Source organism: Pseudomonas sp. P2S-1 (assembly GCF_057197725.1).
The window spans coordinates 5315771-5337330 of the sequence record NZ_CM170068.1 but is presented as its reverse complement, the minus strand read 5'-3'; the positions used below and the strand labels follow the sequence as shown (position 1 = coordinate 5337330).

The following is a 21560-nucleotide window of genomic DNA, read 5'->3' as shown; positions in this document are numbered from 1 at the left end:
AAAGGTACGAACTGGTTAGTTTTGTGTGCGATTATCGCCCGAAATGCGTTGAGACGAATTGACCCTTTTTTGAGCAGTGGCGCACCATTTCCAACCATGAAGCAGGCTACTCGGCCAGACCGTTACGCCGATCCTGCCAAATAACCTGTAATGCCCGCTTTTCTTGCGTCACAAAGGCTTGACCCATAAACATAAAAATACGGGTAACCCACGATGATCCACAGCTCCAGCACTCCCGCTGCCCAGCCGCTGAGCAGCAACCCGCACGCAGGTATCGGCGACAAGATCCGCGGCGCCATGGCCGTCGGCAAGACCCGTTGGGTCATGTTAGCCCTGGTCTTCTTCGCTACCACCCTCAACTACATCGACCGCGCCGCCCTCGGCGTCATGCAGCCCATCCTCGCCAAGGAGATGAGCTGGACGGCGATGGACTACGCCAACATCAACTTCTGGTTCCAGGTCGGCTACGCGATCGGCTTCGTCCTGCAAGGCCGGCTGATCGACAAGGTCGGCGTCAAGCGCGTGTTCTTCTGCGCGGTACTGCTCTGGAGCCTGGCGACAGGTGCCCACGGCCTGGCCACCTCCGCGGTCGGTTTCATGGTCTGCCGCTTTATCCTCGGCCTGACCGAAGCCGCCAACTACCCGGCCTGCGTCAAGACCACCCGCCTGTGGTTCCCGGCCGGTGAGCGCGCCGTGGCCACCGGTATCTTCAACGCCGGCACCAACGTCGGTGCGATGTTCACCCCGATGCTGCTGCCGCTGATCCTCACCGTGTGGGGCTGGCAGGCCGCGTTCATGGCCATGGGCGCACTGGGCCTGGTCTGGGTGATCTTCTGGGGCCTGAAGTACTTCAACCCTGAAGACCATCCCAGCGTAACCGCCGCCGAACGTGCCTACGTGATGGGCGAAGCCGAACCCGAGCAGAAAGGCGTGCCGTTCTCGCGGATCCTGCGCATGCGTGGCACCTGGGCCTTCGCCCTGGCCTACTCGATCACCGCGCCGGTGTTCTGGTTCTACCTGTACTGGCTGCCGCCGTTCCTGAACCAGCAATACAGCCTGGGCATCAGCGTCACCCAGATGGGTATCCCGCTGATCGTGATCTACCTCAGCGCCGACTTCGGCAGCGTCGGTGGCGGCATCCTCTCGTCGTTCCTGATCGGCCGCGGTGTCAATCCGGTCAAGGCGCGCCTGATGTCGATGGCCCTGTTCGCCGCCACCATCATCGGCGTGATCTTCGCCGCCGGCGCCAGTAGCCTGTGGGTCGCGGTACTGGCGATCTCCCTGGCCATCGCCGCGCACCAGGCCTGGACCGCCAACATCTGGAGCCTGGTGATGGACTACACGCCCAAGCACATGATGAGCACCGTGTTCGGCTTCGGCGGCATGTGCGCAGCCATCGGCGGCATGTTCATGACCCAGATCGTCGGCTACGTGCTGACCACCACCAACAACAACTACACCGTGCTGTTCACCATGATCCCGGCGATGTACTTCATCGCCCTGACCTGGATGTACTTCATGGCGCCGCGCAAAGTGCCTAAAGTCGAAGACTGATCCGCACCTGCGTCACCCCGAACGGGGCCTGTCCTTCACCGGACAGGCCCCGTTTGCGTTTCAGCGCCGCCGTTGCAGCCAGGCCGCCGCCAGCCCGCTGAGGCAGACGATGGCGATGCCGATCACGCCCCACTGGTCCGGGCTCTGGCCGAACAGCACGATGCCCATCAACCCGGCGAAGACGATCTGGCAATAGCTGAACGGCGCCAGCATCGCCGGTGGCGCATTGCGGAAGGCCTGGGTCAGGAACAGGTGCGCGAGCATGCCGAAGGTGCCCAGGGCCAGGGTCATCAGGCCGTGGGTGAGGGTCGGGACGGTCCAGAAGAACGGCACCAGCGCGCTCATCACCAGGGTGTTGAACAGCCCGGTGAAGAAGTTGGTGGCGGTCGGGCTGTCCACCTGGCTCAGCTTGCGGGTGAGGATCTGGTAGAAGCAGAAACAGGTCGCCGAGCCGAACGGCAGCAGCACCGCCGGGGTGAACAGCGCGCCGCCCGGATGAACGATGATCAGCACCCCGACGAAGCTCGCCAGCACCGCGATCCATTGCCCCTTGCTCACCGACTCCTTCAGCAGCGGTACAGACAGCGCCGTCACCATCAGCGGGGCGAGGAAGTTCACCGCCGTCGCCTCGGCCAGCGGCAGGTACTGCAACGCCTTGGTGAACAGCAGGCTGCAGCCGAGCAGGCACAGCGCCCGTGCCGCCTGCAGCCGTGGCCGGCGGGTGTACAACCCGCGCAGCCCGGCCTGGGGCAGGAAGATGCCGAGCATCAGCAGGGTGTGAACCAGATAGCGCGCCCAGACCACCCAGACGATCGGATAGAACCCCGACAGGTACTTCGACATGGCGTCGTGGCTGGAAAACAGGAAGGTCGCGAGAACGACCAGGAGGATGCCTTTGAACGGTTGACTGACAGAGGGCATGGGCGCGGCTCGGGCGTTAGAGGTGGCTCAGTACGGAATGGGTCTTGTCCAGCGCCCACTGCGCCCGCTGCAGTGCGGACACGCCCTGCTCCAGCAGTTGCCGGGTGGGGATTTCCAGACTCAGGGGCATGTCGGGGGCAACGCTGGCGAGCAGCCCGCGCAGGTCGCAATCGCCGTCACCGGGGAAACGCCGCTCGTTGCGCGCCTGACGCAGGATCTCGGCCATGTCGTCCGGCCGTGGCCCGGCGACGTCGCAAAGTTGCAGGTAGCGCATGCGCGAGGCCGGGATCTGGCGCAGGTCTTCCAGGCGCGAGGCAGAGCGGTCGAAGTGGAAGGCATCAACCAGCACGCAGGCGTTTTCGCGGTCGGCGGCGCTGACGATGTCCCAGGCCTGGGTGAGGTTCTTCGCGTCGGTCCAGGGCATGAATTCCAGGTGCGGGTAGATGCCGTATTTCGCGGCCAGGTCGCAGAGGGCGGCGAGGTTGTCGGTCATGCGCGCCTGGTCCGGGTCGTTGCCGGCGACCAGCAGTTCGCTGGCACCGAACTCGGCACCGACCGCCAGTAGCGCATCGAAATCAGCGACCCGGGTGTCCGGCTTGAGCCGCAGGATCTCGATATCCAGCACCTTGATCCCGGTATCGCGCAGGCGCTCGGCGGTCTGTCGGCGCAGGTCGGCGTCGCGGACCAGGGGGAAGTGGTGTTCTTCGGGAGTGGCGGGTTCCAGGCGCAGGCCGACATGACTGTAGCCGGCACGGGCAGCGACCTCGACCATGTCCGGCGGGGACAGCTCGAGCACGGTCAGGGCGGCCAGGGATAAGATTCGTTGGCTCATGTTCGCGGGGGTCTCTTGGGGTTGTTGTTCTGACTGCAATTATTTAGAACTTGGTTCCAGTTTCATTGCAAGCAGAAAAACAGGGAGACCCTGGGATCAATGGGTTTCTGAAAATGATGTGCTGGTTTTGCGGGCCCTATCGCTGGCAAGCCAGCTCCCACAGTGTCCGCGGTGATCACCAAATCCTTGGCTGATTCTGAATGCCATAGGTTCAGCGGTGCACGCGATCCCTGTGGGAGCTGGCTTGCCAGCGATGAGGCCCGAGAGATCAAAGCAAAATTAGCTGAACAACTCGGAAGCCGGACTCGCCGCCGCCAGCTCCTGCACAGTCTCCAGCAGCACCGGCGCCAGCTCATGCATCCGCGCCTCACTCATCCGCGCCGTCGGCCCGGCAATGCTCACCACCCCGACCGCCCGGCCATCCTTCGGATCCGCGACAACCGCCGCCAGCGCGGACATCCCCACCGCCGAACTCTCCACCACCCAGGCATACCCGCGCTCCCGGGCCAGGCGCAGGCGCTCCAGCAGCTCGGCATTGGACTTCGGCGCATTCGGCCCGAAGTCTTCGGCCGGCCCCACGCCCTGGCGCTCCACCAGCAGCAACGCCTGGGCATCGCTCAGGCTGGCCAGCCACGCATGCCCCGAAGCGCTGTAGAACAACGGCGCATCCCGGCCCATGTCCGGGTCGTACTTGAGCCCGGAACGCGCGCCCTGGGACTTGGCGATCCAGGTCTGCCGCTCGCCCTCGATCACCCCGAGGCGCACCAGCTCGCCGCTCTTGCGCGCCAGCTCGTCGAGGATCGGCTGGACGATATCCGCGCCACTGTTGGCCAGGTATCGAAAGCCCATGGCCACCAGCCGGGTGCTCAGCAAGTAGCGGCTGTTCTCAGGGTTCTGCCGCACGTAGCCCAGGCGGATCAGCTCGGCGAGCATGCGGTGGGTCGCGCTTTTCGGGATGTCCAGTTGCTCGGCCAGGGTCTGCATCGGCAGCCCGCGAGGCTCGCGGGTAAGGCTTTCGATAAGGCTGAGTGCGCGTTCGATCTGACTGCCGGCCATGGTCATGGTCCTTGAAAATATGGGCGAATTCTAAAGAGCGCCGGACAAAGCGCAAACCACTGTTCGATCTTCGCCCAACTTTGCCAACGGCTCCTTGGCAGCGTCGGCGCGATTAGCGATTATGGAATCAAGTTCCAGAAAATAACATCCCGAGGATTGTCCATGACCGCTCTGCCCGCCCAATCCCGCACCGTCGAGTGCGATGTCCTGGTGATAGGTTCCGGCGCCGCCGGCCTCAGCGCGGCGGTCACGGCCGCGTGGCACGGGCAGAAGGTCATAGTGGTCGAGAAGGATCCGGTGTTCGGCGGTGCCACCGCCTGGTCCGGCGGCTGGGCCTGGGTGCCGTGCAATCCGCTGGCGCAGCGGGCCGGCATCATCGAGGAGCGTTCGGCACCGCGCACCTACCTGGAACATGAACTGGGCGAGCGCTTCAACGCGCCGCTGATCGACGCCTTCCTCGAAGCCGCGCCGAACATGGTCGGCTTCTTCGAAAAACATACCCGCCTGCAATTCGCCGACGGCAATGGCATCGCCGATATCCATGGCGATACCCCCGGCGCCGGTACCGGTGGCCGCTCGGTGATCGCCGCGCCCTACGACGCCCGCGAGACCGGCAAGCTGCTCAAGCGCCTGCGCCGGACCCTGCGCGAAACCGCGTTCTGGGGCATGCCGATCATGGCCGGCAAGGACCTCACCGCCTTCCTCACCCTGACCCGCTCGTGGCGCTCGCTGCTGCATGTGGGCAAGCGCATCACCCGCCACCTGGTCGGCCTGGCGACCCACGGCCGCGCGCTGCACCTGGTCAATGGCGTGGCCCTGGTGGCGCGGCTGGCGAAGTCGGCGGAAGACCTCGGCGTGCTGCTCTGGGAGTCGGCGCCGGCCCGTCGCCTGCTGCGGGATGATGGCAAGGTGGTTGGCGCCGTGGTGCAGACGGCCAAGGGCGACGTGACCATCAAGGCCCGCGCCGTGGTGCTGGCCGCTGGCGGCTTCCCCAACGATATCGAGCGACGCAAGGCGATGTTCCCGCGCACGCCCACCGGCCACGAGCACCTCGCCCTGCCGCCGCTCTCGGCCAATGGCGACGGCCTGCGGCTCGGTGAAAGCGCCGGCGGCAAGGTCGCCGACGACCTGCACAGCCCGGTGGCCTGGGCGCCGGTGTCGAAGGTGCCGTACAGCGACGGCAGCAGCGGTCATTTCCCGCACATCATCGAGCGCGGCAAGCCGGGGATCATCGGCGTGCTGAGCAACGGCCAGCGCTTCGTCAACGAAGCCGGTGGCTACTACGACTACGTCAGCGCCATGGTCGCGGCAGCGCCGGGGGAGAAGGTCGAGTCGTGGCTGATCTGCGACCACACTTTCCAGCGCCGCTATGGCCTCGGCATCGCCCGCCCCTTCCCCCTGCCGACCACCGCGCTGGTGCGCAACGGCTACCTCAAGCGCGCCGACAGCCTGCATGATCTGGCCAATCAATGCGGCATCGAAGCCCGTGGGCTGATCGATACGGTCACCGAATACAACCACCATGCCCGCCTTGGTGAAGACCCGCAGTTTGGTCGCGGCAGCACGCTCTACAACCGCAAGCAGGGCGATGCGCTGCACGGCCCGAACCCTTGCGTGGCGCCCATCGAGCAGGGGCCGTTCTATGCCGTGAAGGTCGAACCGGGCTGCTTCGGCACCTTCGCCGGCCTGCGTACCAACGAACATGCCCAGGTGCTCGACGGCGATCAGCAACCGATCGCCGGCCTGTATGCGGCAGGCTGCGACATGGCCAGCATCATGGGCGGCCACTACCCGGCGGGCGGGATCAACCTTGGGCCAGCGCTGACCTTCGGCTACATCGCCGCCCGCCATATCGCCGGGGCGACCGCCTACGAGTGATCAGTTGAAGCGTTGCCCGGAAATCGCCGGGTGATAGATCGGCTGGACCTTGTTCCCCGCAGGGTCCAGCAGGTGGAAGCTCCAGGTCCCGTCGCCATGGGCGAACGGCTTGTCCAGCAGGGTCACCCCGCACTCCTTCAGATAGGCATGCCAGGCGCGCAACTCGTCGAGGCTGTCGACCACGAACCCATAGTGATCCACCGCCTGCACGCCGCTGCTCGGGGCAAAGGAGCGACCGAGGGACAGGTTGTCGTTGCCGCAGGTCAGGTAGACCAGGTCCTCGTTGGCGCGGTGCAGCACTTCCATGCCCAGCACATCCACGTAGAAGCGCTCGCAGGCTTCGAGATTGGGCACCAGGATCGCGAGATGGCGCAGGCCATTGAGACGGCTTGGACGGACAGGCATGGTTTCGGCTCCGTTTTTGTATACAATTTTTCGCAAATATAAGACAAAAAGGAGTTCGACGTGTACAGCCTTCTACTCAAGACCCAATTGCAGCCCGGCAGCCTGGCGCGTTTCATGGAGGCGATGCGGGTCAATGCGGCCAGTTCGGTGAGGGATGAACCGGGGTGCCTGGTGTTCGATGTGATCCGTGATTTCAGTGAGCCGGATCTGGTGTGGTTGTACGAGGTGTACGAGAGCGAGGCGGCGTTCGAGGCGCATATGCTGACGGCGCATTTCCTCGCCAGCCGGCCGATGGTGGAGCCGTTGATCGTTCGGCAGGATGTGGTGGAGGGGGAGGTGCTGGCCTTCAATGGCAAGCGGGCAGGCTGATTTGTAGTGGATGTGAGGGCCTCATCGCTGGCAAGCCAGCTCCCACAGGGATCGCGTGCACCGCAAAACCTGTGGGAGCTGGCTTGCCAGCGATGAGGGCCTGGAGAGCAACAGAGCTGCCCAGGCCATGCATCAGAAGTCGAAGAACACCGTCTCCCCTTCCCCCTGGATGCGGATATCGAAGCGATACGCCGTCTTCCCATCCACTTCGCAACGCTTGGCCACCAGGGTCTCGCGGCGCTGTGGCTGCTCGATCAGGTTGAGCACCGGGTCCTTGGCATTGGCCTCGGCCTCGTCATCGAAGTAGATGCGGGTCTGCAGGTGGATGTTGATGCCCCGGGCAAACAGGCTGATGTTGATGTGCGGCGCCATCGGCACGCCCGCGGCGTTCTTCACCACGCCCGGCTTGATGGTCTGCATGGTCCACTCACCGGCATCGAAGGTGGTGGCGGTACGGCCGAAACCGTTGAAGGCGTTTTCCAGGTTGTAATCGGTCTGGTAGGCACCGTTGTGGTCGGCCTGCCAGAACTCGACGAAGGAGTCGCGCACCAGGTGGCCGTTGCCATCATAGACGTTGCCGATCACCAGGATGTGCTCGCCCGGCGCGCCGTCCTTGGCCATCTGGCTCCAGATTTCCTGGTCGCGGGTCGGGTTGCCGGCGGCTTCCAGGGCCAGGCCGATATGGACGTAGGGGCCGGCGGTCTGCGAAGGGGTTTCCGGCAGCAGTTCGATAGGCATGACGGAGCTCCTCAGCGGTTTTCGAAGTGGGTGGCGCGCTGGCCGCGCAGGACGATGTCGAAGCGGTACGCCAGGCAGTCCATCGGGTTGGCGTTGCTCATGTCCAGGCGGGCGATCAGCAGGTCGACCGCAGCCGGGTTGGCGATGCTCTTGACGATCGGGCACAGCGGGATCAGCGGATCACCTTCGAAGTACAGCTGGGTGATCAGGCGGGTCGAGATCGACGGGCCGCTGATGGAGAAGTGGATGTGCGCCGGACGCCAGTCGTTCGGGCCATTGCGCCATGGGTACGGGCCCGGCTTGATGGTGCGGAAGCTATAGCGGCCTTCGCTGTCGGTCAGGGCACGGCCGACACCACCGAAGTTCGGGTCCAGCGGCGCCAGGTAGCGGTCATTCTTGTGGCGATAGCGGCCGCCGGCGTTGGCTTGCCACATTTCCACCAGGGTATTGGGGATCGGCTTGCCGTACTGGTCGAAGACCCGGCCTGTGACCAGGATGCGCTCGCCAACGGGCAGGCCACCGTTGTTGAAGTTCAGCAGCAGGTCGTTGTCATGCTCGCCGAAGCGCAGGTGGGAAAAGTCCGGGCCGGTGCTTTCGCTGATCGACTGCGGGATGCTGACCAGCGCCTGGCGCGGGGAGCGGGCGATGGAGGTCTTGTAGTCGGGGGTGAAGGCTTTCGGGTGCCAGTTTCGATCACGGATAACGAAGCGACTGTTGTCTGTAGCAGACATTGCCGTTCTCCTGTTCTTGGATTTATGGAGAGCCCGATCAGGACGGGCGGGTGGTGCGGCAAAGTGTCTCCCGTCCAGAACCCGGGGAAAACTGAATTGTCCTACTCCATTCATAACCATATGGTTATGTGTAACCGTATGTCTCGTGACTGGACTAACCTTTAGGGCGACGACACCACCCTTGTGGAGAAACACCCATGCAATGGCGAAAAGGCAGACGCAGCGACAACGTGGTCGATGCCCGGGGCGAAGGCTCGGGCGGAATGCGCATGGGCGGCGGCAAGGGCCTGACCCTGGGCGCGGTGGTGCTGATCGTCGGCATCGGCCTGCTCACCGGGCAAGACCCGATGCAGATCCTCGGGCAACTGGCCGGGCAGATGCAGCAGGGCGCGCCGACCCAATCGCAGACTGCATCGCGTCCAGCGGCCAATGATGAAGGCAGCCAGTTCGTCGCCAGCATTCTGGGCGATACCGAGGACACCTGGCGGGCGATCTTTGCCCAGGCCAACTTGCAGTACAAGGACCCGAAGCTGGTGCTGTTCAGCGGCCAGGTGAATTCCGCCTGCGGCTTCGCCAGCTCGGCCACCGGGCCCTTCTATTGCCCGGCAGACCAGCGGGTATACCTGGACATGAGTTTCTTCCGCGAAATGGAACAGCGCTTCGCGGCGGCGGGCGACTTTGCCCAGGCCTATGTGATCGCCCATGAGGTCGGCCATCACGTGCAGACCCTGCTGGGGATCTCGGCCAAGGTCAACGATGCACGGCGCAGTGGCCAGCGGGTCGAGGGCGCGACCGGCCTGCTGGTGCGCCAGGAGTTGCAGGCGGACTGCTTTGCCGGGGTCTGGGCCTACCAGGCGCAGCAGCGGCACAACTGGCTGGAGCCGGGGGATGTGGAAGAGGCGCTGAATGCCGCCAATGCCATCGGTGACGACCGTTTGCAGCAGCAGGGCCAGGGCCGGGTGGTGCCGGACTCGTTTACCCATGGCACCTCGGCGCAGCGGGTGAAGTGGTTCAAGGCCGGGTTCGACAAGGGGGATATTAACCAGTGCGATACCTTCAAGGCCAAAGTGCTCTGATGGTGTTCTTGAGGGCCTCATCGCTGGCAAGCCAGCTCCCACAGGGTCCGAGTCGCCACAGAACCCTGAGGGAGCTGGCTTGCCAGCGATAGGGCCATCAGCCTCTCCACAAAACCTCAACCGCGAAACCATCTTGCAAGCCCCGCATTTGCGGGGCTTGTCACATCTTGTTGAGTATTTTTGTCGGTTTTTATGAAAAAGCGTTTCAGCTCGCCGTCTTTACGCCGATAAAGCCTCCTCAACGCCCGCTGGCCTCCAAGAAAAACAACCTTCAGCGACCGCCGATCACACCTTTCCTGGAGGGAACCCATGAACAGTTGGTTTGCCAACATCAGCGTCAATCTCAAGCTCGGCCTTGGCTTCGGCCTGGTCCTGGTGCTCACCGCCCTGCTCGCCCTGACCGGCTGGAACAGCCTGGGCAGCCTGATCCAGCGCAGCAACTGGATGAGCGATATCACCCGCCTGAACAGCGACCTGACCAACCTGCGGGTCGCCCGCCTGCAATACATGCTGGCCAACGGCGACGACGCCACCGCCAACAACGTGCAGGTCAAGCTCAACGAGTTCAACCAGCAGCAACAGATGCTGCTGAAGACCTTCAAGAGCCCGGAAAACCTCAAGCTGCTCAACGAGCAGGCGCAGATCATCGCCGCCTACCAGGTCACCCTCGACCGCATGCGCGCCACCTACAAGGCCAGCGCCGCCGCCCGTGCGGACCTGGAAACCACCGCCGCCGCCGCCCTGCAACTGATCGACAACATCAACCGCGATGTCCTCGGCCAGGGCGATAGCGATGCCGCACGCCTCGAGCAGTACCGTGCCGCCAGCGCGGCCAAGGAGCAGTTGCTGCAGGTGCGTTTCGAAGTCCGCGGCTATATCGCCGACAACTCCACCCAGAGCGAGCAGACCGCCCTGCGCCAGCTGGACAACGCCCTCGACTACGCGCGTCAGCTCGGCCAGACCCTGCCCAACGAGGCCGCGCGCATCCAGCAGTTCCAGGCAGCCGTGACCAGCTACCGCGACGCCCTGAACCGCTACAAGGGTGCCGTCGCCGACATCGCCGCCGCCCGTGCCGAAATGACCAAGCAGGGCTACGACATCGTCGAGCGCAGCGAAGCCCTGTACAAGATCCAGCTGGAACGCCGCGACGCCGAAAGCGCCCAGGCCCGCAGCCTGCAACTGATCGCCACGCTGCTGGCGCTGCTCGTCGGCATCGCCGCCGCACTGATCATCACCCGCCAGATCACCCGTCCACTGCGCGAAACCATGGCCGTGGTCGAGCGCATCGCCGCCGGTGACCTGACCCACGAACAGCGGGTCAGCCGCCGTGACGAACTGGGCGTGCTGCAACAGGGCATCCAGCGCATGGGCACCACCCTGCGCGAGCTGATCAGTGGCATTCGCGATGGCGTCACCCAGATCGCCAGCGCGGCCGAAGAGCTGTCCGCCGTGACCGAGCAGACCAGTGCCGGCGCCAACAACCAGAAGAGCGAGACCGACCAGGTCGCCACCGCCATGCATGAAATGGCGACCACGGTGCAGGAAGTCGCGCGCAACGCCGAGCATGCCTCGGAAGCCGCCACCGATGCCGACCGCCAGGCCCGTGCCGGTGACGAGGTGGTGTCCCAGGCCATCGCCCAGATCGAGAAGCTGGCGGGCGAAGTGCAGCGCTCCACCGAGGCCATGGCCGAGCTGCAGAAGGAAAGCCAGAAGATCGGCAGCGTCATGGACGTGATCAAGTCGGTGGCCGAGCAGACCAACCTGCTGGCGCTCAACGCGGCGATCGAAGCGGCCCGTGCCGGGGAAGCCGGGCGTGGGTTCGCGGTGGTCGCCGACGAGGTACGTGGATTGGCGCAACGGACGCAGAAGTCCACCGAAGAGATCGAAGAACTGGTCGCCGGCCTGCAGAGCGGCACCCAGCAGGTCGCCAATATCATGCTCGGCAGCCGCAGCCTGACCGACAGTGGAGTCGAGCTGACTCGCAAGGCCGGCACTTCACTGGAAAGCATCACCCGTGTGGTGTCGGACATCCAGTCGATGAACCAGCAGATCGCGGCGGCGGCGGAGCAGCAGAGTGCCGTGGCCGAGGAAATCAGCCGGAGCATCCTGAGTGTGCGGGATGTCTCGGAGCAGACCGCTTCGGCGAGTGAAGAGACAGCGGCGTCCAGTGTCGAACTGGCGCGGTTGGGGAATCAGTTGCAGATGATGGTCAGTCACTTCCGGGTCTGACCTGAAGGGCCAATCGCTGGCAACGCCAGCTCCCACAAGGTTCTCTGCCGGTCACAAAAATTGTGGTCGACACGATACCTGTGGGAGCTGGCGTTGCCAGCGATAGCGGTCTAAAGCCTTACTTGACTACCTGACCCACCCCTCTCCCCCGCGGATCCGAAGCCGTCTCCAGCTTCCCGCCAGTCACCCTGATCGCCTGCACATCCCCCATCTCCCAGCCCTGATCCTCCAGGGTATACCCCATCTTCTTCAGCTCCTGCGCCACCTCACCGGTCAACGGCGCATAGCCATCGAAGTAAATGGTGTCCTTGGGCAGCAACTGGTGATGAACCCGCTGCGCCGCAACGGCTTTCTCCAGCGGCAGGTCGTAGTCATACAAGTTGTTCAGCACCTGGAAGATCGAAGTGAAAATCCTCGACCCACCCGGTGTACCCAGCACCAAAGTAACCTGGCCATCGCGGGTCACCAGGCTCGGGCTCATGGACGACAACATGCGCTTGCCCGGCTCGATGGCATTGGCATCGCCACCCACCACGCCGAAGGCATTCGCCACCCCGGGCTTGGAACTGAAGTCATCCATCTCGTCGTTGAGCAGGAAGCCCGCGCCCTTGACCACCATGCCGCTGCCGTAGTCCCAGTTCAGGGTGTAGGTGTTGCTCACCGCATTGCCCTGCTTGTCGACGATGGAGAAGTGCGTGGTCTGGTGTGGCTCGAGGCCCGGACGGACCTTCTCGGTTTCCGAAATCGCCGTCGGATTGACCTCCTTCGCCCGCTTTGCCAGGTACTCCGGAGCCACCAGTTCGGCCACCGGCACCTTGGCGAAGGCCGGGTCACCGAGGTAATCGGCACGGTCGGCGAACACGCGCTTTTCGATCTCCGCCAACAGGTGGATATAGCGCGCCGAGTTCAGCTCGACGCCCTTGAAGTCAGCCGCACGCTGCTCCTTGATCCCCAGCAACTGGGCCAGCGCGATACCACCGGAGCTGGGCAGCGGCGCGGTGTAGACCACGTTGCCGCGCCAGTCGATGCGCATCGGCTCGCGCCAGAGCGCCTTGTAGTCCTTGAGATCGTCCTTGGTGATCAGGCCGTTGCTGGCCTGCATCTGCGCCACCAGCAGGTCGGCGGTCTTGCCTTGGTAGAACTCGCTGACGCCCTTGTCGGCGATGCGCTCCAGGGTTTGCGCCAGCTCCGGCTGCTTGAAGGTCTCGCCGATCTTCATTTGGCCGAAGTAGTCGTTGAAGTTGGTGCTGTCCTTGAACAAGCCCTGGGCATCTTCGCGGTACTGGTACTGTTTTTCGGCGACCTTGAAGCCGTTCTTCGCGTAGCCCACGGCCGGGGTCAGCAGTTCGGACCACGGCAGCTTGCCGAACTTTTTATGCGCCTCCCACAAGCCCATCACCGTGCCCGGCACACCCGCCGCACGGGCACCGACCAGGCTGAGGTTCTCGATAATCTCACCCTTGTCGTCGAGGTACATGTTGCGCGTGGCCGCCTTGGGCGCCACTTCGCGGTAGTCGAGGAAATACGCCTTGCCGTCCATGTACAGGGTCATGAACCCGCCGCCGCCGATATTGCCGGCTTCAGGGTAGGTCACGGCAAGGGTGAAGGCAGTGGCGACCGCGGCATCTACTGCGTTGCCGCCCTTCTTGAGGATGTCGGCGGCGACCTGTGCGCCATATTGATCGGGTGCGGCAACGGCGCCGCCTTCCAGCGTTACGGCAAAAGCTGTTGAGCTGGCGAGAATCGCCGCAGAAAAGCCCAAGGTTCGAAGCATCACTACGCGCATAAAACGTCCCTGGTGTTGTTTTCGTTGAACACTCATTAAGGCCCATGAAGGACGAGTTATCAAACGAGGTGGGACGTTTCGTCAGCAGGCGTAGGCAGAGAGCTTGTGCTGGATGAAATCGAGGAAGCACTGGATGCGCAAGGCCAGTTGCGAGTTGCGGTAGTACACCGCGTTGATCGGCTGGCGATAGCCGCTGTTGGCCTCGCCCAGGATGACCTTGAGGCGACCGCTGCGAATGTCCTCATGGGTCATGAAATGCGACAGGCAGACGATGCCCTCGCCGGCCAGGGCCAGGGCGCGCACGGTTTCGCCGCTGGAGGCGGTGAGCGTCGGGCGGATCAGCCAGCGATCACCCTCGGCATGGCGCAGCGGCCAGTGGTTGAGGGTTTCGGTCTGGGTGAAACCGATCAGGGTGTGCTGCGCCAGCTCCTCGATCCGGGTCGGGGTGCCGTGGCGTTCGAGATACTCGGGGCTGGCCAGCAGGTTCAGCGGACTGCAGCCGAGGGAGCGGGCATGCAGGCTGGAGTCGGCCAGGTCGCCGATGCGGATCGCCACGTCGGTACTCTGTTCCAGCAGGTCGATGATCAGGTCGTTGGTGTTCAACTCCAGCTGGATCTGCGGGTACAGCGCGCGGAACTCACCGACCCAGGGCACGATGGCGTGGAGCATGAACGGCAGCGCGGCATTGACCCGCAGGCGCCCGGACGGCGTCTGGTGATGCTGCGACAGATGCTCTTCGAGGTCTTCCATCTGCTGCAGGATCGCCTTGGCCCGCTCGAAGAAGAAGCGCCCTTCCTCGGTCAGGTCCATGCGCCGCGTGGTGCGGTTGATCAGCGTGGTGCCGAGCTTGCTTTCCAGGCGCGACAGGGTACGGCTGATCGCCGAGGGCGTCTGCCCGCCCTGCTCGGCAGCGGCGGAAATCGAACCGCACTCGATGACCGAGACGAACGCTTGCAACTCATCGGACCTGGCTTTCACGAAACGACCTCACGACTGGCGACGGGCAGAGTGATAGCCCGTCGCCGCGCGATACGCAAGGCGCGATCAGGCCTTGCTGCCGAATACCTGGGCGAGGTGCGCCTCGTAGGCGGCCACGGTGGCCGGCACGTCGGGGCGCTTCATCACGTCGGTGGCGAGGAAGGTCGGCAGGCGGCTCATGCCGAGGAACTCGTTGGCCTTGTGGAACGGGAAGTACACCGCGTCCACGCCCTTGCCCTCGAAGAACTGACCGGGCTCGTCGAACGCCTCCTGCGGTGCGTTCCAGGTCAGCGACAGCATGTACTGCTTGCCCTGGATCAGGCCGCCGCTGCCGTACTTCTTCGAACCGTCGGCGCGGGTACGGCCGTCGCTGGCGTAGAGGCTGCCGTGGCCGGCGGTGAAGATCTCGTCGAGGTACTGCTTGACGGTCCAGGGTGCGCCCATCCACCAGCCGGGCATCTGGTAGATGACCACGTCGGCCCAGAGGATCTTCTCGACTTCTTCCTGGTTGTCGTAGCCACCGTCGATATAGGTGGTCTTCACGTCGTAGCCGGCGCGGTCGAGGAAGGCCAGCGCGGTTTCATGCAGGGTTTCGTTCAGGCGGCCATCGGAGTGGGCAAATTGCTTGCCGCCGTTGAGCAACAGGATCTTTTTCATTGCACTGCCTCATCATTCGTTTGGGTCCGCATCGAGGGGGACCGGGATATCTGGATGGCGGCAGATTAAGCGGCAGCAGGCGAGGGAAAAACCGTCGCGCGGGCAAAATACTTTTGACCGTAAAGCACGAATTGGCGAGCGATTATTGAAATAGAATCAGCACCTCACTTCTTTGGAGAGCGATCCCATGAGCGAACCCTACGGCTTCATCCTCAAGGCCAAGACCCGTCCGGAACAGGCCGAGGCGTTTGAAAAGCTGTTCCGCGCCTACGTGGAGCCAAGCCGCGCCGAGCCGGGCTGCATCGAGTACCACATGCTGCGCGACAAGGAAGACCCGAGCCTGTTCGTCTTCTACGAAATCTGGGCCAGCAAGGCGGCGCTGGACGTGCATTCCGCCCTGCCGCACATGACTGAATTCTTCGAACGGCGCATGGACTACCTGGAGCGGGACTTCGATATCCAGTTGATCGAAATGCTCAGCGAGTCCTCAGCTAGCCGTTGATCATCAGGTGCGCGCCGAGCAGCGCCAGGCCGATGAAGAAGCAGCGCTTGAACACCTGGGCGCTGATGCGCTGGCGCAGCCACTGGCCGACGAACATCCCCAGCAGCGCCGGCGCCAGCACCAGCAATGACGCGCCCAGGGCCTCGCCGCCCAGCGCGTCCTGCCCGGCCAGGCCGATGGCCAGGGCAACGGTCGACACGGTGAAGGACAGGCCCAGTGCCTGGACCCGTTCATCGCGGTCCAGGTCCAGCGCGCCGAGGTAAGGTACTGCCGGGATCACGAAGACGCCGGTGGCGGCGGTGATCAGCCCGGTCAAGGCGCCACACAACGGTCCCAGCCACCTCTCCTGCCCCGGCTTCAGGCTGAACGGCGGCAACCACAATCCCACCAGTGCATACAGCAGCAACGCCGCGCCCAAGGCATGGGCCGCCCAGGCACCGCTGCTGATCCCCAGCCAGGCGCTGCCGGCCAGGGTGCCGAGGAAGATCATCAGCAGCATGGGCCACAGGCGTTTGACCAGGCCACGCAGATGCCCGCCGCTTGCCAGTTGCCAGATATTGGTAAGGGTCGAGGGGACGATCAGCAGCGCGGCTGCCTGCGCGGGAGGCATAGCCAGGCCGAGCAGGCCCATGGCGATGGTGGGCAGGCCGAGGCCGATCACACCCTTGACCGCGCCGGCCAGGAGGAAGGTGAGGATGACCAGCAGGGTCAGGGCTGGTCCGATTTGTTGGTAGAAGGCTAGGAAGGTGTTCATGTGGAAATAGTGCCCGGATCACGATCAATAGCCTATTCATGATTACAGCAGTCTGCCTATCGCCTGGACATAGGCTCACCTACACTCCGCTAGTCCATTCGCAGCGGCCGCACCCATGCACTTCGACCTCACTGACCTCCGCCTTTTCCTCCACACCGTGGAATGCGGCAACATCACCGCCGGCGCGCAGCGCAGTCATCTGTCGCTGCCCGCCGCCAGTGCGCGGATCCGGGCGATGGAGAGTTCGCTGGGCGTCGCCTTGCTGGAACGTAATCGCCGTGGCGTGCAACCCACTCCGGCGGGCCAGGCGCTGGTCACCCATGCCCGGCAGATCGGCCAGCAGGTGGAGCGTCTGCAATTCGACCTGGCCCAGTACGCCAGCGGCCTGCATGGCCAGGTTCGCCTGCTGTGCAATACCGCGGCGCTGACCGAGTACCTGCCGGAGTTGCTTGCCGGGTTCCTGCGCCAGCGGCCGCAGATCGATGTGGATATCCAGGAGCTGCCGAGCCTGCGCATCGTCCAGGCGCTCGGCCAGGGCATCGCCGACCTCGGTATCGTTTCCACCGCAGTGGCCACCGGCGACCTTCAGACCCGGCCATTTCGCGATGATCCCTTGGTGCTGATCATGGCGCCCGACCACCCGCTCGCGGCTGTGGATAACCCTGGCTTCCCCCGCTCCCTCGATCACGGTTACGTCGGCCTCGGCGCCAGCAGCGCCCTGGCCCTTCACCTGGAAGAACAGGCGCTGCACCTCGGCCGGCGCATGCAGGTACGGGTCCGCGCCGAGGGCTTCGACGGGGTGATCCGCATGGTCGCCCATGGCGCCGGGCTGGGCATCGTGCCGCTGGCGGCGGTGCGGCGCTGGCAAGGCGTGCTGCCGTTGCACAGCGTGGCCTTGCAGGAGGAGTGGGCGCAGCGCCGATTGCTGCTTTGCGCGCGGGATTTCGCCACCCTGCCAGGCCAGGCGCTGGCCCTGCTCGATGCCCTGGCGCCGCGTATTTAGACAACTGGACGTCGAGCACAGGCAATTGCCGGACGGACCGGCTCGCTAGGCTGCGGACTCTTTCAACTGTCTGACGGAGCCCTTATGAGCAAGCCAATCGTCGTCCTTCGCGATACCCATCCGCTGCCGGTACTCGACGCCTGCAAATGGGAAAAACTGGCGGGCGACCCGCATACCGTCAACCTCAACGCCTACACCAGCGAAGACGGCAGCAAGATCATGGGCACCTGGATCTGCACCCCGGGCAAATGGCGGGTGGCCTACGAGAAGTGGGAGTACTGCCATTTCCAGGAAGGCTACTGCGTGATCACCCCTGATGGCCAGGAGCCGATCCATCTGCGCGCCGGGGATATCTTCATCGTCGAACCGGGGATGAAGGGGACCTGGGAAGTGGTCGAGACGGTGCGCAAGTATTTCGTATTTGCCTGAGCCTTGAGGGCCCTATCGCTGGCAAGCCAGCTCCCACAAGGTCCGCGTGCGCCGCGAAACCTGTGGGAGCTGGCTTGCCAGCGATGAGGTCCTCAAGAACAACACATCATTCAGGCTTGCGGTAACTCTCCACAATCGCCGAGAAGTCCTTCCCGCCATCCCCACGCAAACTCATCGCCTGATACAGCTGCTGCGCCACCGCCCCGAGAATCACCGGCTGGTGCGCCTGCTTTGCCGCCTCGGTCGCCAGCCCCAGGTCCTTGAGCATCAGCTCCGCGCCAAAGCCACCGGTATACCCGCGCGCCGCCGGCGCCGTTTCGATGATCCCCGGCCATGGGTTGTAGGTATCGGAGCTCCAGCAGCGCCCGGTCGAGCTATTGATGATCCCGGCCAGCACCTGGGTGTCGATGCCCAGGGCATTGCCCAGGGCCATGGCCTCAGACACGCCGACCATGGAAATCCCCAGCAGCAGGTTGTTGCAGATCTTGGCGATCTGCCCGGTACCGACATCGCCGCAGTGCACGATATTGCGCCCCATCTGCGCCAGCACCGGCTGCAGCGTGGCGAACAGCTCATCGCTGCCACCGACCATGAAGGTCAGGGTGCCGGCCGCCGCACCACCGGTGCCACCCGATACCGGCGCATCGCCCATGTCCACGCCCTGCTTCTTCGCCGCAGCGGAGACATCACGGGCGGTCTGCGGGTCAATGGTGCTGCAGTCCACTACCGGAGTACCGGCACGCACGCCGGCCAGCACGCCGTTCTCGCCCTGATAAACGCTACGCACGTGAACCGCTGCCGGAAGCATGGTGATGACCAGTTCGGCATTGCTCGCCGCATCCCGTGGCGAGTCGCTGATATGTCCGCCCAGCTCCGCCAGTTCGGCGAGGACGGTGGTGTTGAGGTCGAACAGGTTGAGGCTGTGCCCGGCCTTGATCAGGTTGCGCGCCATCGGCGCGCCCATGTTGCCCAGTCCCACGAATGCGATACGCATGATCGACTCCTTAGCGCAGGCTGATGGTGGTGTTCACGCCGTCGTTGACGCTGTCGTCATCGAACCAGCGGGCAGTGACGGTCTTGGTCTGAGTGTAGAACTGCACCACCTGCTTGCCGTACGGGCCGAGGTCGCCGAGCTTGGAGCCGCGGGACCCGGTGAAGCTGAAGAACGGCACCGGTACCGGGATCGGGATGTTGATGCCGACCTGGCCGACATCGATCTCCGCCTGGAACTTGCGTGCCGCCGCGCCGCTCTGGGTGAACAGGCCGGTGCCGTTGCCGAAGGGGTTGCGGTTGACCAGGGCGATGGCTTCGTCGAGGGTGTCGACTTCCAGCACCACCAGCACCGGGCCGAAGATTTCCTGGGTGTAGATCTGCATCTCGGTGGTCACCCCGGAGAACAGGGTCGGGCCGACGAAGTTGCCGCTCTCGTAGCCAGGCACTTTCACGTCGCGACCGTCCAGTTCGAGCTTGGCGCCTTCGCGGATACCGCTCTCGATCAGCCCCAGCACACGCTCCTTGGCGCGCTTGGAGATCAGCGGGCCGACATCGGTGCCAGGCTCGTTGCCGGCATTCACTTTCAGCTTGGAGGCCAGGGCCTTGAGGTCCGGCAGCCACTCGCGGGACTTGCCCACCAGTACCGCCACCGAGGTCGCCATGCAGCGCTGGCCGGCCGCGCCGAACGCAGCACCCGCCAGGGCGTTGAGGGTTTGCTCGCGGTTGGCGTCAGGCAGGATCACCGCGTGGTTCTTCGCGCCCATCATCGATTGCACACGCTTGCCGTGCTGGCCGGCGAGGTTGTAGACGTGGGTGCCGACTTCGGTCGAGCCGACGAAGGAAATCGCCTTGATATCGGTGTGGGTGCACAGCCCATCCACCACCTGCTTGCCGCCGTGCACGACGTTGAGCACGCCGGCCGGTACACCGGCTTCGATCGCCAGCTCGACCAGCATCATGGTCGACAGCGGGTCCTGCTCGGAGGGCTTGAGAACGAAGGTGTTGCCGCAGACGATGGCCATCGGGAACATCCACAACGGAATCATCGCCGGGAAGTTGAACGGGGTGATGCCGGCGCACACGCCGATCGGCTGGCGCAGGGTGTAGGTGTCGACACCCCCGGCGACGTTCTCGGCGAACTCGCCCATCTGCAGGGTGCCGATGCTGCACGCATGCTCCACCACTTCCAGGCCGCGGAAGATATCGCCCTCGGCGTCAGCGATGGTCTTGCCCTGCTCGGCGCTGAGGGTCACGGCAATGCGCTTGGAGTGTTCGCGGATCAGCGCCTGCAGGCGCAGCATGATGCGCATGCGCGCGCCGATCGGGGTGTCTTTCCAGGTCTTGAAGGCGCGTTGGGCAGCGGCCACGGCGGCGTCCACTTCCTCGGCGGTGGCGAAGGGCACCCGCGCCAGCACTTCCTGGGTGGCCGGATTGACGATGTCACGCCATTCCGTGGTTTTCGACTCGACCCACTGGCCGTCGATCAGCAGGCGGACCTGGTCGACCTTGGTCTGGCCGGGCGTGAGGGATGCGTTCATGGGGCTTCTCCTGGACATTATTGTTAGCGAGAGAATCGGCCGCGCCGCTGCTAGGCGCTTGGGGCCTGGGGTGTTTTCGAGTATAGATGTGCAAAACTCCAACAAAAACGCACATAAAAGCCGGTCCAACATGCAAAAAAACATCACCTCCCTGGGTTCGCTGAACTGGGATGACCTGAAGTTCTTTCTCGAAGTGGCCCGCACGCGCAAGGCCAGCAGCGCGGCCAAGCGCTTGAATGTGGACTACACGACGGTATCGCGGCGGATCAATTCGCTGGAGCAGGCGCTGGGTACCTTGCTATTCGAGAAGTCGCGGACCAATGGCTTCGTGCTGACCGCCGAAGGGCAGCGGCTGCTGACTTATGCGGAGTCCATCGAAAGCACATTGCATATGGCTTGCGAGCAGGTTTCGGGCTCCGGCGTGGCCTTGTCCGGGCATGTACGGATGGGTTGTACCGAGGGCTTCGGCAGCTTCTTCATCACCCCGCAGCTCAGTCACTTCGTCGATACCTGGCCGGCGATCTCGGTGGACATCCTGCCGCTGCCGCACTTCATCAGCCTGTCCAAGCGCGAGGCGGATATCGTCATCGCCCTGGAGCGGCCGGAGCATGGGCCCTATGTGTGCTGCAAGCTGTGCGATTACCGGCTGCGGCTGTATGCGACCCAGGATTATCTCGACCGGCATGCGCCGATCCGCCAGGTCAGCGATCTGGCGGAGCATCCCTTCATCAGTTATGTGGACGACCTGGCGTTCAGTTCGGAGCTGCTGTACCTGAACAATTTGCTGCCCAATGCCAGTGCGCACCTGCGCAGTACCAGTGTGATCGCCCAGTACGTGGCGGCGCAGCAGGGACGCGGGCTGGCGATCCTGCCATGCTTCCTGGCGGTGCAGGATCCAAGGCTGGTGGCGGTGTTGCCGGAGGAAGTGGAGATTACCCGGCAGTTCTGGATGTATTGCCGGGAGGATCTGCGCAAGCTCAAGCGGATTACCTTGTTGTGGGATTACATCCGGGAAGTGACCGAGAAAAATGGCGGGTTGTTGATGGGAGAGTCGAGAGAAATGGTATTTCCGGGGTAATACACAGGCCCCTGTGGGAGCTGGCTTGCCAGCTCCCACAGGGGACGGCGGTG

The 21560-nt window shown here is 64.1% G+C and carries 21 protein-coding genes and 1 pseudogene; 10 read left to right on the top strand and 12 right to left on the bottom strand.

Annotated elements, in window-relative coordinates:
• Window positions 1-213 precede the first annotated feature (213 nt).
• Window positions 214-1554: an MFS transporter gene (locus AC2CQI_RS23890; protein WP_075801539.1), complete on the top strand. Its 1341-nt coding sequence runs from the start codon at window positions 214-216 to the stop codon at window positions 1552-1554.
• A 60-nt stretch (window positions 1555-1614) separates the two neighbouring features.
• Here the strand turns inward: AC2CQI_RS23890 and AC2CQI_RS23885 are convergent, their stop codons facing one another.
• The 3 genes from AC2CQI_RS23885 to AC2CQI_RS23875 form a co-directional block, all read right to left on the bottom strand.
• A complete protein-coding gene (locus AC2CQI_RS23885) occupies window positions 1615-2475 on the bottom strand; it encodes a DMT family transporter (protein WP_075801540.1) in 861 nt (286 codons plus the stop codon).
• Between the two features lie 16 nt (window positions 2476-2491).
• Window positions 2492-3307, bottom strand: coding sequence for a sugar phosphate isomerase/epimerase family protein (locus AC2CQI_RS23880; protein WP_484578076.1), 816 nt, complete (start codon window positions 3305-3307; stop codon window positions 2492-2494).
• Between the two features lie 279 nt (window positions 3308-3586).
• Window positions 3587-4363, bottom strand: a complete 777-nt coding sequence (locus AC2CQI_RS23875) for an IclR family transcriptional regulator (RefSeq protein ID WP_484578075.1) — start codon at window positions 4361-4363, stop codon at window positions 3587-3589.
• Window positions 4364-4525: 162 nt separating this feature from the next.
• Between AC2CQI_RS23875 and AC2CQI_RS23870 the strand changes: the two genes are divergently transcribed.
• Window positions 4526-6241, top strand: coding sequence for an FAD-dependent oxidoreductase (locus AC2CQI_RS23870; protein ID WP_484578074.1), 1716 nt, complete (start codon window positions 4526-4528; stop codon window positions 6239-6241).
• Here AC2CQI_RS23870 and AC2CQI_RS23865 read toward each other — a convergent pair whose 3' ends face one another.
• Window positions 6242-6646 (bottom strand): VOC family protein, encoded by a 405-nt coding sequence (locus tag AC2CQI_RS23865; protein ID WP_484578073.1) that lies wholly within the window; start codon window positions 6644-6646, stop codon window positions 6242-6244.
• Between the two features lie 60 nt (window positions 6647-6706).
• Between AC2CQI_RS23865 and AC2CQI_RS23860 the strand changes: the two genes are divergently transcribed.
• Complete coding sequence (locus AC2CQI_RS23860; RefSeq protein WP_075801545.1) at window positions 6707-7015, top strand: putative quinol monooxygenase; 309 nt, start codon at window positions 6707-6709, stop codon at window positions 7013-7015.
• Between the two features lie 132 nt (window positions 7016-7147).
• On the opposite strand, the gene pcaG is transcribed toward AC2CQI_RS23860, so the two are convergent.
• Window positions 7148-7753, bottom strand: coding sequence for a protocatechuate 3,4-dioxygenase subunit alpha (gene pcaG / locus AC2CQI_RS23855; RefSeq protein ID WP_075801546.1), 606 nt, complete (start codon window positions 7751-7753; stop codon window positions 7148-7150).
• 11 nt (window positions 7754-7764) lie between these two features.
• A complete protein-coding gene (gene pcaH, locus AC2CQI_RS23850) occupies window positions 7765-8484 on the bottom strand; it encodes a protocatechuate 3,4-dioxygenase subunit beta (RefSeq protein WP_075801547.1) in 720 nt (239 codons plus the stop codon).
• Between the two features lie 197 nt (window positions 8485-8681).
• On the opposite strand from pcaH, the gene ypfJ reads away from it, so the two are divergent.
• The 3 genes and pseudogenes from ypfJ (at window position 8682) to AC2CQI_RS23835 (ending at window position 11789) form a co-directional block, all read left to right on the top strand.
• Complete coding sequence (gene ypfJ / locus AC2CQI_RS23845; protein ID WP_484578072.1) at window positions 8682-9560, top strand: KPN_02809 family neutral zinc metallopeptidase; 879 nt, start codon at window positions 8682-8684, stop codon at window positions 9558-9560.
• A 309-nt stretch (window positions 9561-9869) separates the two neighbouring features.
• Window positions 9870-10886: pseudogene (locus AC2CQI_RS23840) on the top strand (methyl-accepting chemotaxis protein); the annotation flags it as partial.
• A 39-nt stretch (window positions 10887-10925) separates the two neighbouring features.
• Complete coding sequence (locus AC2CQI_RS23835; RefSeq protein ID WP_484580659.1) at window positions 10926-11789, top strand: methyl-accepting chemotaxis protein; 864 nt, start codon at window positions 10926-10928, stop codon at window positions 11787-11789.
• A gap of 118 nt (window positions 11790-11907) precedes the next feature.
• Here the strand turns inward: AC2CQI_RS23835 and ggt are convergent, their stop codons facing one another.
• The 3 genes from ggt to mdaB all read right to left on the bottom strand — a co-directional run bounded on the left by ggt (window position 11908) and on the right by mdaB (window position 15210).
• On the bottom strand, window positions 11908-13575 hold the full coding sequence (ggt, locus tag AC2CQI_RS23830) for a gamma-glutamyltransferase (protein WP_484578071.1): 1668 nt from the start codon (window positions 13573-13575) through the stop codon (window positions 11908-11910).
• 81 nt (window positions 13576-13656) lie between these two features.
• A complete protein-coding gene (locus AC2CQI_RS23825) occupies window positions 13657-14553 on the bottom strand; it encodes a LysR substrate-binding domain-containing protein (RefSeq protein WP_484578070.1) in 897 nt (298 codons plus the stop codon).
• Between the two features lie 66 nt (window positions 14554-14619).
• The gene (mdaB, locus tag AC2CQI_RS23820) at window positions 14620-15210 is read right to left on the bottom strand and encodes an NADPH:quinone oxidoreductase MdaB (RefSeq protein ID WP_484578069.1); all 591 of its coding nucleotides are present in this window, start codon (window positions 15208-15210) and stop codon (window positions 14620-14622) included.
• A gap of 187 nt (window positions 15211-15397) precedes the next feature.
• Here mdaB and AC2CQI_RS23815 point away from each other — a divergent pair, with 187 nt between their 5' ends.
• Complete coding sequence (locus AC2CQI_RS23815; protein ID WP_075801553.1) at window positions 15398-15712, top strand: putative quinol monooxygenase; 315 nt, start codon at window positions 15398-15400, stop codon at window positions 15710-15712.
• Here the strand turns inward: AC2CQI_RS23815 and AC2CQI_RS23810 are convergent.
• Window positions 15702-16466: a sulfite exporter TauE/SafE family protein gene (locus AC2CQI_RS23810; protein ID WP_484578068.1), complete on the bottom strand. Its 765-nt coding sequence runs from the start codon at window positions 16464-16466 to the stop codon at window positions 15702-15704. The genes AC2CQI_RS23815 and AC2CQI_RS23810 overlap by 11 nt on opposite strands.
• Window positions 16467-16581: 115 nt before the next feature.
• Between AC2CQI_RS23810 and AC2CQI_RS23805 the strand changes: the two genes are divergently transcribed.
• A complete protein-coding gene (locus AC2CQI_RS23805; protein WP_075801556.1) occupies window positions 16582-17469 on the top strand; it encodes a LysR family transcriptional regulator in 888 nt (295 codons plus the stop codon).
• Between the two features lie 84 nt (window positions 17470-17553).
• Window positions 17554-17898 (top strand): cupin domain-containing protein, encoded by a 345-nt coding sequence (locus AC2CQI_RS23800; RefSeq protein ID WP_009397672.1) that lies wholly within the window; start codon window positions 17554-17556, stop codon window positions 17896-17898.
• 106 nt (window positions 17899-18004) lie between these two features.
• Here the strand turns inward: AC2CQI_RS23800 and mmsB are convergent, their stop codons facing one another.
• On the bottom strand, window positions 18005-18892 hold the full coding sequence (gene mmsB, locus AC2CQI_RS23795; protein WP_484578067.1) for a 3-hydroxyisobutyrate dehydrogenase: 888 nt from the start codon (window positions 18890-18892) through the stop codon (window positions 18005-18007).
• Between the two features lie 10 nt (window positions 18893-18902).
• Window positions 18903-20429, bottom strand: coding sequence for a CoA-acylating methylmalonate-semialdehyde dehydrogenase (locus tag AC2CQI_RS23790; RefSeq protein ID WP_075801558.1), 1527 nt, complete (start codon window positions 20427-20429; stop codon window positions 18903-18905).
• A 130-nt stretch (window positions 20430-20559) separates the two neighbouring features.
• On the opposite strand from AC2CQI_RS23790, the gene AC2CQI_RS23785 reads away from it, so the two are divergent.
• Window positions 20560-21507 (top strand): LysR family transcriptional regulator, encoded by a 948-nt coding sequence (locus AC2CQI_RS23785; protein ID WP_484578066.1) that lies wholly within the window; start codon window positions 20560-20562, stop codon window positions 21505-21507.
• Window positions 21508-21560: the final 53 nt, after the last annotated feature.

Bases quoted from the DNA above. Each gene is read 5' to 3' on its own strand.
- AC2CQI_RS23790 (WP_075801558.1), bottom strand. From the start codon at position 20,429: ATGAACGCATCCCTCACGCCCGGCCAGACCAAGGTCGACCAGGTCCGC.
- AC2CQI_RS23875 (WP_484578075.1), bottom strand. From the start codon at position 4,363: ATGGCCGGCAGTCAGATCGAACGCGCACTCAGCCTTATCGAAAGCCTT.
- AC2CQI_RS23815 (WP_075801553.1), top strand. From the start codon at position 15,398: ATGAGCGAACCCTACGGCTTCATCCTCAAGGCCAAGACCCGTCCGGAA.
- AC2CQI_RS23805 (WP_075801556.1), top strand. From the start codon at position 16,582: ATGCACTTCGACCTCACTGACCTCCGCCTTTTCCTCCACACCGTGGAA.
- ggt (WP_484578071.1), bottom strand. From the start codon at position 13,575: ATGCGCGTAGTGATGCTTCGAACCTTGGGCTTTTCTGCGGCGATTCTC.
- AC2CQI_RS23785 (WP_484578066.1), top strand. From the start codon at position 20,560: ATGCAAAAAAACATCACCTCCCTGGGTTCGCTGAACTGGGATGACCTG.
- AC2CQI_RS23880 (WP_484578076.1), bottom strand. From the start codon at position 3,307: ATGAGCCAACGAATCTTATCCCTGGCCGCCCTGACCGTGCTCGAGCTG.
- AC2CQI_RS23885 (WP_075801540.1), bottom strand. From the start codon at position 2,475: ATGCCCTCTGTCAGTCAACCGTTCAAAGGCATCCTCCTGGTCGTTCTC.
- AC2CQI_RS23835 (WP_484580659.1), top strand. From the start codon at position 10,926: ATGGGCACCACCCTGCGCGAGCTGATCAGTGGCATTCGCGATGGCGTC.
- pcaG (WP_075801546.1), bottom strand. From the start codon at position 7,753: ATGCCTATCGAACTGCTGCCGGAAACCCCTTCGCAGACCGCCGGCCCC.
- AC2CQI_RS23800 (WP_009397672.1), top strand. From the start codon at position 17,554: ATGAGCAAGCCAATCGTCGTCCTTCGCGATACCCATCCGCTGCCGGTA.
- mmsB (WP_484578067.1), bottom strand. From the start codon at position 18,892: ATGCGTATCGCATTCGTGGGACTGGGCAACATGGGCGCGCCGATGGCG.
- ypfJ (WP_484578072.1), top strand. From the start codon at position 8,682: ATGCAATGGCGAAAAGGCAGACGCAGCGACAACGTGGTCGATGCCCGG.
- pcaH (WP_075801547.1), bottom strand. From the start codon at position 8,484: ATGTCTGCTACAGACAACAGTCGCTTCGTTATCCGTGATCGAAACTGG.
- AC2CQI_RS23870 (WP_484578074.1), top strand. From the start codon at position 4,526: ATGACCGCTCTGCCCGCCCAATCCCGCACCGTCGAGTGCGATGTCCTG.
- AC2CQI_RS23810 (WP_484578068.1), bottom strand. From the start codon at position 16,466: ATGAACACCTTCCTAGCCTTCTACCAACAAATCGGACCAGCCCTGACC.
- AC2CQI_RS23890 (WP_075801539.1), top strand. From the start codon at position 214: ATGATCCACAGCTCCAGCACTCCCGCTGCCCAGCCGCTGAGCAGCAAC.
- AC2CQI_RS23865 (WP_484578073.1), bottom strand. From the start codon at position 6,646: ATGCCTGTCCGTCCAAGCCGTCTCAATGGCCTGCGCCATCTCGCGATC.
- mdaB (WP_484578069.1), bottom strand. From the start codon at position 15,210: ATGAAAAAGATCCTGTTGCTCAACGGCGGCAAGCAATTTGCCCACTCC.